Origin of the sequence: Synechococcus elongatus PCC 6301 (genome assembly GCF_000010065.1) — a bacterium.
Taxonomy (GTDB): Bacteria; Cyanobacteriota; Cyanobacteriia; order Synechococcales; family Synechococcaceae; genus Synechococcus; species Synechococcus elongatus.
Genome location: NC_006576.1, coordinates 1,776,923 through 1,790,100, shown reverse-complemented (window position 1 = coordinate 1,790,100; position 13,178 = coordinate 1,776,923). Strand labels below are relative to the sequence as shown.

Genomic DNA, 13,178 nt, shown 5'->3' with positions numbered 1-13,178 from the left:
CATCTCTCGAGAAGGAGAGGTCATGCAGGTAGCGATCGCGTGCAACAACTAGGGCAGCGGAGCGACCGTGGGAGTTTGCAACGTGTTGTTCAGCACTGATTGAGCAGGGGGGCTGGGCTGATAGCCATAGCCGAAGACCGTGGCATCCGTATCGGCCAAAATCTTCGGTGTAATCACCACCACAACTTCTCGCCGCTGGCGATCGGTATAAGAGGTGCGAAAGAGGGAACCGATCAGTGGCAAATCTCCCAGGAGAGGAATCTTAGCAACTCGCTCCCGCTCTTCATCTTGGATGATCCCCGACAGAATGAGCGTTTGACTGTCTCTCAAGCGAATTTTGCCCGATGAAACCTCCCGCTTCTTAATCAGGGTTGTCAAGACACCATTGGTGTTGGGATCACCAAAAGTCACAACATCTTGTGGCGATGAAATGGCTGGCAAGACTGTGAGAGTAATGAAGCCATTGTCATCAATTCGTTCAATGTTGATGGTTAACTGTAGACCAACATCTGCAAGGTCAATGGTTCGGCTAACGGTTGGCGGGCCACTGCCGTTGGTTGTAGTCTCTGATTCAATCTTTTGAACAACCTGACTAGTCAGTTTGACTTCGCTTCTTTCTCCTTCCTGAATGATTAAGGTGGGGTCAGTCAGCAACTTAGTTTTGTTGTTGATAATTGATGCAGATAAAGCACCAAGGAAATTATTGGTCAATTGATTCGGCAAGGCCAACAAGGGATTCGCTGGGTTAATCCCTGCTGGTAAGTTACTGGGGTTAAAGACACTGTCATTTGGGGGCTGGATCACTGAGCCCGCATTATCAATTACGGTCGTTCTCAGACCGCCACTTCCCGAGAATAGGGTGTTGCCAATTCCAAAGGAGAAACTAGTCGCGATCGCATTGAGGTCATTCAAGTCAAGGTCAATAACCTTAACATTGACTGAAGCTTGTCTTTTTCGAAGGTCAAGCTGTTGAATTAAACCTGTCGCAAAGTTGATTGCTTGGGGATCGCCCACGATTGAGAGGCTGTTCGTTCGAATATCTGCGGTGATTGAAATGTTTTTGAGGGGTAATGGGCCGGCTGGAGTGCCAGGAACTTTGAGCTCCTTGACTTCCGGCTCATCAAAACATTGAGCCGAAGTCTGACTGAGGGTTTGAATCTGACCTTGTCCTGCGCCAGTGCCCGCGCCGCCACCTGTTGCAGTTGTATCCTGCACACCAGTCGAGACACAGACTTTTTTAGTAAAGGAAACGACTGAGTTAGCCCCTAAAGTCGTGAGATAGCCCGCTACGTTTTGAGCGACTGCTTGGTTGAGGCGGAAAGTCCGGGAAACTAACCCACCAGCAGAGGGCGGCAGGTTTCTCCCGACCAGAATGACATTATCGCGACGGCTAGCCTGCAACCCAGCAATCTGAAGAACGTAGTTAAAGGCTGACTGAGCATCAATATTTTGCAGATCAACACTCACTTTCGGCTCATTACTAACCACTGGGGCCGCAGCAGTTGGCTGGCCGTTGCTATCAAGATAGACAAGGTTTAACCCAGCAGACGTTGCAATGATGCTGAGTACTTCCCGCGCGGAAGCATTACGCAAGGCAATGCGAGGGACGGGACGCGCATTCGGGAAGGTGACAGCAGTGCCTTGGGGCACTGTGTTGGAGATCGCAATATCACCCAAAGGCGGTGCAACGGCCCGAGGCTGGAGGGGAGGGAGTTGTCCTGGCGCAGGGGATGGCGTCGGTTGCAGTACTTGCCGAGGGTCTAGGGGTTGGACCGGCGGCTGTGGTGCTGGGCTGACTGGAATTGGCGTCGGGGGCGTCGCTTGGGCAGTCCGCTGCGGGGCCGGGGCCGCAGGGGGACGCAGGTTGGGTCGGGGAGCAGCACCGACTAGTGGAGCACTGGGGCTAGGTGCGGCTGCGATCGCAGTCTGAGTACTGAGTTCAAACTGCAAGCTCCCACCATTCCGACTGCTGTTAGTCACAATCGGCGGGCGATCGCTACCGGTCACAACGATCCGAACGCCGTTTTCACTCACTTGGGAAACTGCGATCGACTCGATCCCAGGTACCGGGTTCGGCTGAGTAAAGCTCTTACCCTCCGGCAGATTGAGGCGAGCGCCGATCAGATCCGTCACCCAGACCTTATCGAGATTAGTTGAAAAGGCTTGTGGTGCCTGAGTACCCGTTGTACTCAAAGACAGGCTAATGCCATTCGTTGTCGGCGTCACCAAAACCCGATTGACTTCCGTTGCCGACGGATTTGCCGCGATGGTCGATGCGGCTTGGGCCCAGACTGGTGATGGCTGCCCCGCGATCGCGGCAGTTCCAAGAACCAATCCACTCCCCAAAATTTTCCAAGCTTGCATTGTTCGAAACCTCACACCCACACCGTAAATTCACTCACTCGCGATCGCTTCAAGGGCGATTCCTACCACTTGCCTCGTTACTGACCCGACTGACCTGCGTTGCCCGTTCCTCCTCCTGGGTTCGCACCTCCTCCTGGATTATTTTTCGCAGCGGCAGCAGCAGCCTCTTCAACCTGCTTCTGTTCTTCGGGCGTCAAGGGACTCAGCGCCACAATATTGAACTGTGTCGTCAGCTTGGGGGCTGGCCGCGCCAAGATTTGCCCCCTCGGCGTGACCGTGACCGGCACCGGCTCTGCCGTCACGACAATGTCTCGCACCAATAACAGCGGTTGCAACTGTTCGAGTCCCCGCAGTAGGGACACAGTTTGGTTGAAACTGCCACTCACCTCGACAAACACGGGGGTTTGCTTCAGTTTGTTGTTGACGCCTTCACCGAGCGACCCATCGGTCACAATCGCCGACTCCTTCGGCAAGTAGGACTGCAGCTGCAAGCCAGCCACCCGCCTTACTTGGCCATCGATGTCGAGCAACAGCGTATCTAAGGTGGCGGGCGATGCAAAGAAGCTTTGCACCACACGCTGTTGGGCTCGAGCATTGGCTAACTGTTGCTGCTGAGCGCCAATTTGGCGCAGGCTAGCGGCTTGCTGTTCAGCCCGAGCGCGGAGGTCATTAACTTCCTGGGTCAGCTGATTAGCCTGCTCTTGAGTTGGCTGAACAAGATTGAGAAAAATCCAGCCAGCGCCTGCCAACCCTGCGATCGCCGCTAGAATTCCACCCACGAGGGGTGTAATTGTCAGCCCAAAAACCGTTGGGTAATTGGATGCGAGAACCTCGGGTTCATCATCCGGGAATTTACTCAGCGAGACAGTCATGGCTTCAGTACCCCTTGGTTCACTAATCCCTGCAGGCGAGCAGCAAGACCTTGAGCATCGAGCTGACGGAGATTTTGCAAGAGATCCGTCGTGGGAACGTCGCTGAGCTCACCGACAATGCGATAGTTCACATTCGACAGCTTAGGACTGTTCTCCCCTGTATTTTGAGTAGGGGTAGCGCCTAATTTCGCCTCTTCAATCCGCAGGCTGCTAGCTGTAAAGAAACGCGACTGCTGCAAGGTCAGCAGCAGGTCATTGACCGAGTCGTAGTTAGAAGAACTGCCCTGTAGGGTGACCTTCTTGCCCGCCTGCTCAATCTTGCTGATCTGAACTGCCACCGGGGTCCGTCGACTCAGGTCGGTGAGGATAGCAGACTAGGATTTGACCTGCGGGAAGACCTGAATTAAGGACGTGGTGTCGGTATTGATTTGCTCAATCTCAGCCTGAATGCTCTTGAGGCGGGCTTCTGCTGGCTGCCCCAGCTGAATTTGTTGTTCGAGTTCGGCCTTGTCAGCAGTCAGGGTCGAAACCCGATTGTTAGCCAAGGCCGTAACCACGAGTGCCAGCCCAGGCAAAAGCAAGCCGATACCCACCCCAATCCAGAGCGGGAGCCGCTCCGAGGGATTAGTGGCAACGGCTGCAGTCCCGAAGGTGGTAACTGGCGGCGCTGTGGTTGTCCGTTCTTTGAGAAAGTTAATGTCTAAGCTGTACACCGCTATACTCCTCGCGTGGCTAAGCCCAACACCACGCCCACATCAGCGCGATTTGGCAAATAAAGGTTCTCCGCCACCTCGAGCCCCAACCCCTCGACAGGATCGACGAGTTCTACAGGGAGCCCTAGGCGTTGCCCCAGAAACTCGGGTAGTGTTGGCAAGGCTGAGCCTGGACCTGCAACGTAGAGCTTGGCTACTTCAATATCGGTCTCTTGGCTGAGGTAGAAGTCAGCCGATCGCCGTACTTCATCACAGAGCTCGGTGACCGATCGTGCCAGAGCTTGAGAGAGGAGATCAGCCGGGGGTTCGAGCAATGTGAACGATCGCCCCTGCAGGAAATCAATACCCCGTCCTGTATTGTCGATACCAGCTTGGGCTGCAGCCCGCTGCCACTGCTGAGTACCCATGGCGATCGTGCGGCTAAACCGAGGCACGCCCCCAACGATAATCACGATTTCTGTGAGGTCATATTCCACGTTGAGGAGAATGACCGCTTCTTGCAATCCGTACTGGCGCAGCGCTTCGCGAATCGTTCGGATTAGCGCAAAGCTCCCAACTTCCACAATGTCAGGCGTCAGGCCAGCTTGGGCAAAGAGATCAAGGTAGACATCGGTCACCTGCCGACGAGTCGCCACGAGCAGGACGTGCAACTTTTCGACCTCATCCGCGTCCAGAAAATAGTCCAGTTTCAGATAGTCGATGTCGGCCTCTTCACGCGGGAAGGGCAGGAACAGAGCAGCTTCTTGATTGATCAGTGTCTCGCGCAATTCGGCATCATCGAGCTCCGCGGGCATGGGCAGCAGCCGGGTGATCACCTCTCGTCCTGGCACCGCAGTGGAGACTCTTTTGGTTCTGATGCGGTTGTCGTTGATGGCGGTGCGGAGCAGATCGGACAGGCTGAAGCTATCTAGCACGCGCCCGTCTTGAAACAACCCATCCGGTAGCTCCACGGAAACAAAATCCTGAAGCTGCAGGCGATTCCCCTTGCGGCCAATGTGGGCAAGATTGATCCGCTCTGGGGTAATTTCCACCCCAAGGCGCGATTGATCGCCACCAAGAAACTTAGAAAAAATGCCGACCACGAGAAGCGCCTTTTTATTTGCACAGAGAGTCAAAGCACCTGAATGTTAGCCAATGGTTTGCCAAAAAACTAGGCGTCTGCACGATCGCAGCCCAAGACTGCCTGAGCGCACTACAGGACTCAAGCCAGAAGCGTGAACAATTTAGTTCAGATCATCCAGGCGAATGCGGGGATCGACCCAGCGCAGCAGCAGATCTGCGAGCAGATTGCCCAGAATCAGCATCACAGCACCCATCATCAAGCTGGCCATTACCAAGTAGAGATCCTGCGCAAAAACGGCTTGCAAAATTAAGCGGCCTAGCCCCGGCCAGTTAAAGAAATATTCAGCAATAAAAGCGCCGCTGAGCAGGGTCGCGAACTCAAAGCCCAAGAGCGTAATCAGGGGATTGATCGCATTGCGTAGAGCGTGGACGTAGATGACGCGCTGCTCCGGCAAGCCTTTGGCACGGGCGGTGCGGATGTAGTCTTGGCGCAGCACCTCGAGCATTTCACCACGGCTGATCCGCTGCAGGCTAGCAAAGCCCGAGAGAGTAAGCGCTAAGACCGGCAGGATGAGATGGCGACCCAAATCCGCCATTTGTTGCAGGGGCGTGAGGTCTTCAAAATCGAGGCTAGTCATGCCGCCGATCGGCAGCAGCGGCGTCAGAAACTGCGCGAGGAAGAGCAGCAGCAGCGCTGTAATAAAACTCGGAGTTCCCTGCCCAAGATAGCTGATCAGTTGCAGGATGCGATCGCTCCGCTGATTTTGAGCAACGGCGGCCTGAATGCCCAGCGGCAAGGCGATCGCCCAAGTCGTGATCAGAGAACAGATAGCCAAGAGCAAGGTGTTGGGCACGCGCTCCCAGAGCAGATCGGCGACAGGTCGTTGATAGACAAAACTGCTGCCAAAGTTGCCGTAGCGAACCACTTGCCAGAGCCAGCGTCCATACTGCTCAAGCCAAGGACGATCGAGGCCAAATTGTTGCCGTAGTTCTTGAATCCGTTCAGCAGACAGTTGGGGGTTTTGCTGCAGGTTACTGAGATAGTCGCCGGGTGCCAGCTGGATCAGACAAAAGCTGAGGAACGAAGCTAGCAGCAACGTCAACAGGGCTTGGAGCAACCGTTGCAGCAAAAACTGGGTGGTGGCACGGCGACTCATGTCGACTTAGTCGTAGCTCACGAGGCTGATGATTGGTACCTCGGGCAGGCGATCGCGGCCATTCAGCCCTTCCAGCTCGATCACAAAGGCAAAGCCGGCCAAGGTCGCGCTGCAGCGATCGATCAACGTGGCGGTAGCACTGGCAGTCCCGCCCGTGGCAATTAAGTCATCGACAACGACAACCCGATCGCCCGGAGCCAAAGCATCTTGGTGGATTTCGAGGCGATCGCTACCGTATTCCAGCTCATACTCGACGCTGTGGGTGTCAGCAGGCAGTTTGCCCGGCTTCCGCACCGGCACAAAACCCAAGCCGAGTTGGTAGGCCAAGGGCGCACCTAGGATGAAACCCCGCGACTCAATCCCCACGATCGCCGTCGGTTCCAAGGGCTTGATCAACTCAGTCAAACGATCGATGCTGTAGCGCCAACCCTGGGGGTCCTTCAACACCGTTGTGTAGTCTCGGAACAGGATGCCGGGTTTGGGAAAATCCGGAATTTCCCGAATCAGGGTTTTGAGATCCATGCAGAGGGGACGCCAACATTCCCCAGCATTGTGGCATCTGCCACTCGCGGGATGGCAAGCCCAGAAATGCTAAATTGAAACACTGTCTGCCCGCAAACCCGTTTCTGGCGCTGGTACCATCGGCAGCGAAGGGCGATCGCGGTGCGGGCGCTCAGGGCTCGATGGATTGCATGAACGCCTCTGCCAGTATTTCTCCAACTCCCATGCCAGCCGAAGCAAGCTTGCCGGCGGCCTTGCTGCAGTTGCCCAAGCTAGCGGGGATTCCCGAAGACTGTCCACGGCGCGCCCGACAGCATCTCGACCTTTTGCTTTTAGCTCTCGAAGCATTGGACTTAGGAGCCCCAGAAGCCATTCTCTGGGTCAGCCGTGAGTTGGGGCTTGAATCGGTCTTGCGCGATCGCGTCCAAGTCTGGCGACTACGGAGCACCAATCCCCTGCGTCGCCTCACCCAGCGCCAACCCCTCAGTCAGGCTGAAATCCAGGCGATCGCAGTGTTGATCAGTAACCTCGCCCAGCGACTGACCGTGCCGATCCGGCAGATTCTGCTGACTCGAAGCCAACTGGAACAGCAGGGGGCAGACTACCGCAGCGATGCCTTAATTGCCTTTTATCTCGATCGCTTTCGATCGCACTTCCAGTCCCGCATGAACCCGCGCCGGGCGGCGGTCATTCGCTTGGCCGAAGGCGATAGCCTCGACCAGTTGGCGTTGACCCTCGTGGAACAACTGCTGTTCTGTACTGGTGTGGCTGGAGCCAAGCGCCTCTGGGCCAGTCTGTTTGATGGTGAGGTTTAGTCAGCGATGCAACTTCAACGGCTCTATCAGCTGCCCAATTGCAGTTTGCTCGTGCAAGGCCTTGCCGATGCCAGCTTGGATAACAGTCAATGCCTGACAATTGTGACGCGGGTGGAGTGTGGCTTCCCCGGCCTACAACCGGCTCTACGGGGTGGTAAAGATTTTCTGGTTCAGCTTGCCACAGTCGCGAGTGCCTACGCCCAAGGGGTGATCAGTGGTTTGCCTCGCCCCCAGACTGCCATCAGTAGCGACTTGATCCAGTTGCGATCGCTCGATCGCGATCGCCATCAGCTGACCAGTAACGATAACGGTAGCGAAGTTGCACTGGAACTAAACAGCCTGCAGCTCTTTGATCTGGTCGATGCGATCGATCAACTCATCGCAGACCCCTTAACGCTGCCCGATCTCCAGATTGGCTTGGCCCCCCTACCGCGTCGCCATGTCCCAGCTCTGGTGCCGTTGCCACAACGGGCCGCCGCACCCGCTGTCGGTCTAGCTGGACTCGCGATCGCTGCTGCAGCTCTCTTTGCCCTGCCAATTCCTGAGGTGAAGCCGCCGCGCGAGAACCTACCCCAGACTGAGCAGACGACCTCAGGGGCGAACAGCAATCCACCTGCGACAGAGCCTCCTGCCAGTAGCCCAAGTTTGGCGGATGCAGGAACGCTGGAAGCTGTTGTGGTGGCCAGTCGAGCAGCGATCGGCAGTGCTTGGGATCGCAAACCCGAGTACGAACCTGCGGAAGCTGAGCAATATCGCGTCAGCGCAACGGCCACAGGTCAAATTGTGGGTTATCGCGCCGAAGATAGCCAATCTGACATTCAGCAAACACCGCTCGCTTCACTCTTGAAGCCATTGCCTGCAGGCGATCGCCAACCCCTAGCGGATCTCCGCATCGTCTTTCAGCCCAGTGGCGTAGTCGAGGTCAGCCCTTGGGACGGCTGGGGCTCCGTGCGCTAGATCTCGGTCTTTTGGCACACCGATGATCGCCTCAACTCGCGATCGCTAGGGAAGCCCCTGCAATCCTGCTACGGTGAAAAGCTGTAGCACTTCACCCATCGAATCGAGGACGGCGTGAACTTTCAATCCGTCATTGCCACGCTCAACCAATTTTGGGCCGATCGCGGTTGCCTGATTGCCCAGCCCTACGACACCGAAAAAGGGGCCGGCACCATGAATCCGCACACTTTTCTGCGGGCGATCGGGCCTGAGCCTTGGGCTGTGGCTTATGTGGAGCCTTGTCGTCGTCCTACTGATGGTCGCTACGGCGAAAATCCCAATCGCTATCAGCACTACTACCAGTACCAAGTGCTGATCAAGCCCTCACCAGAAGGGATTCAGGAAACCTATCTTGACTCACTGAGGGCCTTGGGGATTCAGCCCGAGGAACATGACATCCGCTTTGTCGAAGATAACTGGGAGTCGCCAACGCTTGGGGCCTGGGGTGTCGGCTGGGAAGTTTGGCTGGATGGCATGGAGGTGGCTCAGTTCACCTACTTCCAGCAGTGCGGCGGCATCGACTGTCGACCTGTGTCGATTGAGATCACCTACGGTCTGGAACGGCTGGCGATGTATTTGCAAAACGTCGAAGCCTTCACCGAGATCAAGTGGACCGATCGCCTCAGCTATGGCGACGTGCATCTGCAAAGCGAGATTGAGCAATGCACCTACAACTTCGAAGCTTCGACGCCGGAGTTGCTCTTCCAGTTATTTGGTCTTTACGAGCAGGAAGCCACCCAACTAATTGAGAAGGGGCTGGTGCATCCCAGCTTGGATTACGTGCTCAAGTGTTCCCACAGCTTCAACCTGCTAGATGCTCGCGGTCTGATTTCGGTGACGGAGCGAACGCGCTACATCGGCCGGATTCGGAATATGGCGCGGCAAGTTGCCAAGCTCTATCTGGAACAGCGCGAGCAGTTGGGCTTTCCACTGCTGCAAAAAGTGACAGCCTAGATTCGCGATCGCAACTCTTTGCACTGGCGTGGGCTTCCTAAACAACAGCGTTTGTGGATGGATCCATGGCACCCACGGCAGTCTATCTCTGCTGTGCTTTTGCGATCGCGGGCTTCTTTCTCGCCAGCCAGTCGCCTTTGCCCGTCGGCTGGGTCTTTGCTGGCCTCCTCTGGGCCGCGATCGCGATCGGTGGCTATCCCTGCTTGCCCCGCAAAAGTCAGCGCCGCATCCCCTTGCGCTTCTGGCTTTGGGCAGCGATCGCGCTTTACGCCGCCGGCTTTTGGTTTTACCTACGCTTACCGACACCGAGTGCCACAGACATTAGCCGCTGGGCTGATCAAGGGTCAGGTGTTTTAGTCGGAACGATCAGCGATCGCCCACGTCTACAAACCAACGGCCAATCCTTCACGCTGACGGCGCAAACCTGGTCGCCCAATCCTGCCGAAACTGAGCTGAGGTTGCCCCCCAGCCAAGGGCTGCAAGGACAGGTTGCGGTTCGCTTGACCCAAGCTGTCACAGGATTACAACCCGGTCAGACCGTGGTGTTGGAAGGGGAATTGCGATCGCTCCAAGCGCCGCGCAATCCTGCCGGTTTCGATCGCCAACGCTATCTCCAACGTCAGTCGATTTTTAGTGAATTTCGGGGGCAACTGCTCAAGGAAGACAATCCGCCGCTCTGGAGCCTCGAGCCGGTGCGTCGCCGTATTTTGGCTGCCTTTCAGCAAGGCTTAGGTTCCGATCAAGGCTCAGCGCTGGCCGCCCTGAGCTTTGGCAACGGCTTGGCACGACTACCAGGCAACCTTCCTGAGGATTTTCTGCGTTGTGGTTTGGCTCATGCGACGGCTGCTTCTGGCTTTCAGGTAGCCTTGCTCCTGGGATTGACCTTGGCCTGTTGCCGGGGCCTCTCGCCCCGTTGGCAAGCCGCGATCGGTACCCTCACGCTGATCAGTTTTCTCGGCATTGCAGGCAGTTCTGCATCGCTGTTGCGGGCGTTCTTGATGGGCGAAATTCAGCTCTGGGCACTGTTGCGTCAGCGATCGCCCCAGACCTTACCGACCTTGTTACTGGTCGCGACCGCGCTGCTGCTCTGGCAACCACTCTGGATTGAGGATCTCGGCTTTCAGTTCAGCTTTCTGGCGACCTTGGGGCTGGTCGTCAGTGTTCGTCCTATTACTGATCGCTTGGACTGGCTACCCCCTCGACTGGCCATCCTGATTGCCGTGCCACTGGCCGCCACACTCTGGACGCTACCGCTACAACTGCACGCCTTTGGCACCCTCTCGCCCTACGCGATTCCCGCGAATGTGCTGGTCACACCGCTCTTAGCAAGTTTGGGGATGGGCGGCGTATGGGCCGGTCTGCTCTCGCTGATTTGGCTGCCACTTGGGAGTGTCGCAGCTTGGCTGCTTAGCGCGCCACTCTGGCTGCTGATTAGCCTAGTCAGTACGATCGCCAATCTGCCTGGGGCAACTTGGGCAACTGGACAGATTGCGCTGATTGTTGTGCTGCTCTGCTATCTCAGTTATGCACTGCTGCTGACTTGGCCTCGACTGCGCCGCCGCTGGCGATCGCTGGCCGTGGCGTTGATTGCGATCGTCTTGCTGCCAGGACTGGCGCAAGCAGCGACCCAGCAGGAAATTCTGTTTTTGAACAGTGATGGACCCTTGGCTGTCGTGCGCGATCGCGGTCAGGTGGGTTTAGTCTGCGGAGCGAGCGATCGCAGCTTACGTTGGGATCTCCAGCCTTACCTAGAACAACAGGGCATCAATCAACTGGACTGGGTCTTGCAGCTGAGCGATCGCTGTACCGTTCAGGAGCAATGGCCGATTCGTCAGATTTTCAGTAGCCAAAGCCTGCAACCAGGGCAAACGATCCAATGGCCCAACCTGAAATTAGAGTGGCTAAGTCGCACGCCCAACCTCTGGCAACTGAGCTGGCAGGGCGAGCAGTGGCTCTGGCTATTTCAACGCGGCAGCGATCGCTGGAGTTCGCAGGATTTGCCGCCGTTACCGCCTCAAACTTGGCTTTGGTCAGCCAGCGATCGCCTCCCTCAGGGCTGGTTACAGTCCGGCCAGATTCAAGGCTGGATCAGCAGCAGTAGTGCTCCAACCGGCATGCATACAAGCGACACCCCAGCCCTGCAGCCCAATGGACGCACACGCCACCAAGCTTGGCGTTGGAGTCTTAGGGGATCCTTACAACCAGCGATCGCCCAACAGGCTCGCCCCGGACTGCTTTGATTCTGAGGGGGTTCGGTTGTAAGATGGCTAAGCACCTGGAGAGGTGGCAGAGTGGTCGAATGCGCCTCACTCGAAATGAGGTTCGGGGTAACAGCCGACGTGGGTTCGAATCCCACCCTCTCCGTTCTTAAATTGGATAAAGCCACAAGCACTTTCGTGTTGTGTGAAGTGGACAATCGATATCTATTCAAATAGTTCTAGCTTAGCCATTGACAAGTCCGTTTTTGGCGCCTAGACTCTTCCAAACGTTTTAATGCTCAGATATGTCTAGAACTCGTTATGACTATGCACAAAAAATTGCCACGTTTCTAAGAACACATGATGAACCTGTTCATGCTAAGGATATCTATGAACTTTTTAATGTCAGCCAAGGAACAGTAAGGAAGCATCTAAAGAACTATCTCGATGCGAATCCGAATGCAAAAGCCAAAGTGACTGGAGTATATCCAGTTAATTATTCTGAGGAAATTTCTAGCTTTTTAGCGGAAAATATTGGAGCAATAGATGTCGAGGATATCTATAACCTCTTCAAGGTAACGCCTGGAACAGTTGATAATTATCTAAGAGAACACCTTCACCAATATCCTAATGATATTCCTAGGATAATTGGCTTTTATCCTAAAGCAGAGACAGTCGTTGCTTTGGCAGAGACAGAAATTGGTTTGGTGACCGGAGAAAACTTATTCGAAATCAATGCTCATTGTAAGCGGACTATAGATGCTATTACGAAGCCGAAGCACTATAAGTTTATCGAGGGGCTTCTTCAGAGTTATCTTGAAGAAGATGGGCAAACGATTAGGGTTTCCAAAAATCAACTAATCAATTCCCTCTACGAGAATTATGTCGACTTTGTACATGAGTCTGACAATGGCATTATCTCCAGAGCTGGAGGGATAAACGAAAAAATACTCATTCGCGGTCTAGAAAACGCTGGGATGGTTCTGGGTCAGAATTTCAAAAAGACAGGAAATAACAGTGAAGGTGACCTCCAAGTAGAATGTCGAGCACAAAATTCTACAAAAATTCTTTACTGCGAAGTGAAAAGTTATGCGGCTCGAGAAAGACTGCTAAGAGGTATTCAGGACATTCCCCATCCAGATAAGGTTGCAGTCGGCTTTTTCTTGGATCCCGATGAGTTTAATCCAGATCGAACACAGACACTTCTAGCAGCTGGTCCGCTGGCAATATACATGCCAGATGTAACTTATGAAGCATTATCTGCTAACAGCATAATACAGACAACACGGAGGCAAGATATGCTTTATCGTCCTTTATCTAGATTCATTGACGACATGTGTAACTTCTCTCGCAGTGGAAATCTACCTAGGTACCTACAACGTCATGAGAATTAGAGGTTTAAATTGCCAAAAGCTTTTTGGTCATGATTATTCAATGAAGTTATTTGTATTTCGTTTAGATTGTTGCTGGGCTTATTTTGGCACTTTCTTTACATAGCTTTCAAGTCTGTATACAGTAAAATGCTTTCGCACTAACTGAATGGTAG

The 13,178-nt window shown here is 54.7% G+C and carries 12 protein-coding genes and 1 tRNA gene; 6 read left to right on the top strand and 7 right to left on the bottom strand.

Features of this window, described 5'->3' with window-relative positions:
• Positions 1-48: 48 nt before the first annotated feature.
• From SYC_RS08815 to SYC_RS08785, 7 genes are all read right to left on the bottom strand, one after another.
• Entirely contained in the window at positions 49-2,364 is a 2,316-nt protein-coding gene (locus tag SYC_RS08815) for a secretin N-terminal domain-containing protein (protein ID WP_011378468.1), read from the bottom strand.
• A 77-nt stretch (positions 2,365-2,441) separates the two neighbouring features.
• Entirely contained in the window at positions 2,442-3,236 is a 795-nt protein-coding gene (locus tag SYC_RS08810; RefSeq protein ID WP_011243965.1) for a hypothetical protein, read from the bottom strand.
• Positions 3,233-3,574: a PilN domain-containing protein gene (locus SYC_RS08805; RefSeq protein WP_011243964.1), complete on the bottom strand. Its 342-nt coding sequence runs from the start codon at positions 3,572-3,574 to the stop codon at positions 3,233-3,235. Before SYC_RS08805 ends, SYC_RS08810 begins: the two co-directional genes overlap by 4 nt.
• A 36-nt stretch (positions 3,575-3,610) precedes the next feature.
• Positions 3,611-3,949 (bottom strand): hypothetical protein, encoded by a 339-nt coding sequence (locus SYC_RS08800; protein ID WP_011243963.1) that lies wholly within the window; start codon positions 3,947-3,949, stop codon positions 3,611-3,613.
• 2 nt (positions 3,950-3,951) lie between these two features.
• A complete protein-coding gene (gene pilM / locus SYC_RS08795; protein ID WP_011243962.1) occupies positions 3,952-5,031 on the bottom strand; it encodes a type IV pilus biogenesis protein PilM in 1,080 nt (359 codons plus the stop codon).
• Positions 5,032-5,172: 141 nt separating this feature from the next.
• Entirely contained in the window at positions 5,173-6,168 is a 996-nt protein-coding gene (locus SYC_RS08790; protein WP_039755550.1) for an ABC transporter permease, read from the bottom strand.
• A 6-nt stretch (positions 6,169-6,174) separates the two neighbouring features.
• Positions 6,175-6,690 carry an adenine phosphoribosyltransferase gene (locus SYC_RS08785; protein ID WP_011243960.1) on the bottom strand — a complete coding sequence of 172 codons (516 nt, stop codon included), beginning with the start codon at positions 6,688-6,690 and terminating at the stop codon, positions 6,175-6,177.
• A 74-nt stretch (positions 6,691-6,764) separates the two neighbouring features.
• On the opposite strand from SYC_RS08785, the gene SYC_RS08780 reads away from it, so the two are divergent.
• The 6 genes from SYC_RS08780 to SYC_RS08755 all read left to right on the top strand — a co-directional run bounded on the left by SYC_RS08780 (position 6,765) and on the right by SYC_RS08755 (position 13,026).
• Complete coding sequence (locus SYC_RS08780; protein WP_234701761.1) at positions 6,765-7,484, top strand: DUF3038 domain-containing protein; 720 nt, start codon at positions 6,765-6,767, stop codon at positions 7,482-7,484.
• A 6-nt stretch (positions 7,485-7,490) separates the two neighbouring features.
• Entirely contained in the window at positions 7,491-8,441 is a 951-nt protein-coding gene (locus SYC_RS08775; RefSeq protein WP_011243958.1) for a DUF4335 domain-containing protein, read from the top strand.
• Between the two features lie 114 nt (positions 8,442-8,555).
• Entirely contained in the window at positions 8,556-9,434 is an 879-nt protein-coding gene (gene glyQ, locus SYC_RS08770) for a glycine--tRNA ligase subunit alpha (protein ID WP_011243957.1), read from the top strand.
• A 65-nt stretch (positions 9,435-9,499) separates the two neighbouring features.
• Positions 9,500-11,674, top strand: a complete 2,175-nt coding sequence (locus SYC_RS08765) for a ComEC/Rec2 family competence protein (RefSeq protein ID WP_011378473.1) — start codon at positions 9,500-9,502, stop codon at positions 11,672-11,674.
• 37 nt (positions 11,675-11,711) lie between these two features.
• A tRNA-Ser gene (locus tag SYC_RS08760) sits at positions 11,712-11,798 on the top strand.
• 139 nt (positions 11,799-11,937) lie between these two features.
• Positions 11,938-13,026, top strand: a complete 1,089-nt coding sequence (locus SYC_RS08755) for a hypothetical protein (protein ID WP_011243955.1) — start codon at positions 11,938-11,940, stop codon at positions 13,024-13,026.
• Positions 13,027-13,178 lie beyond the last annotated feature (152 nt).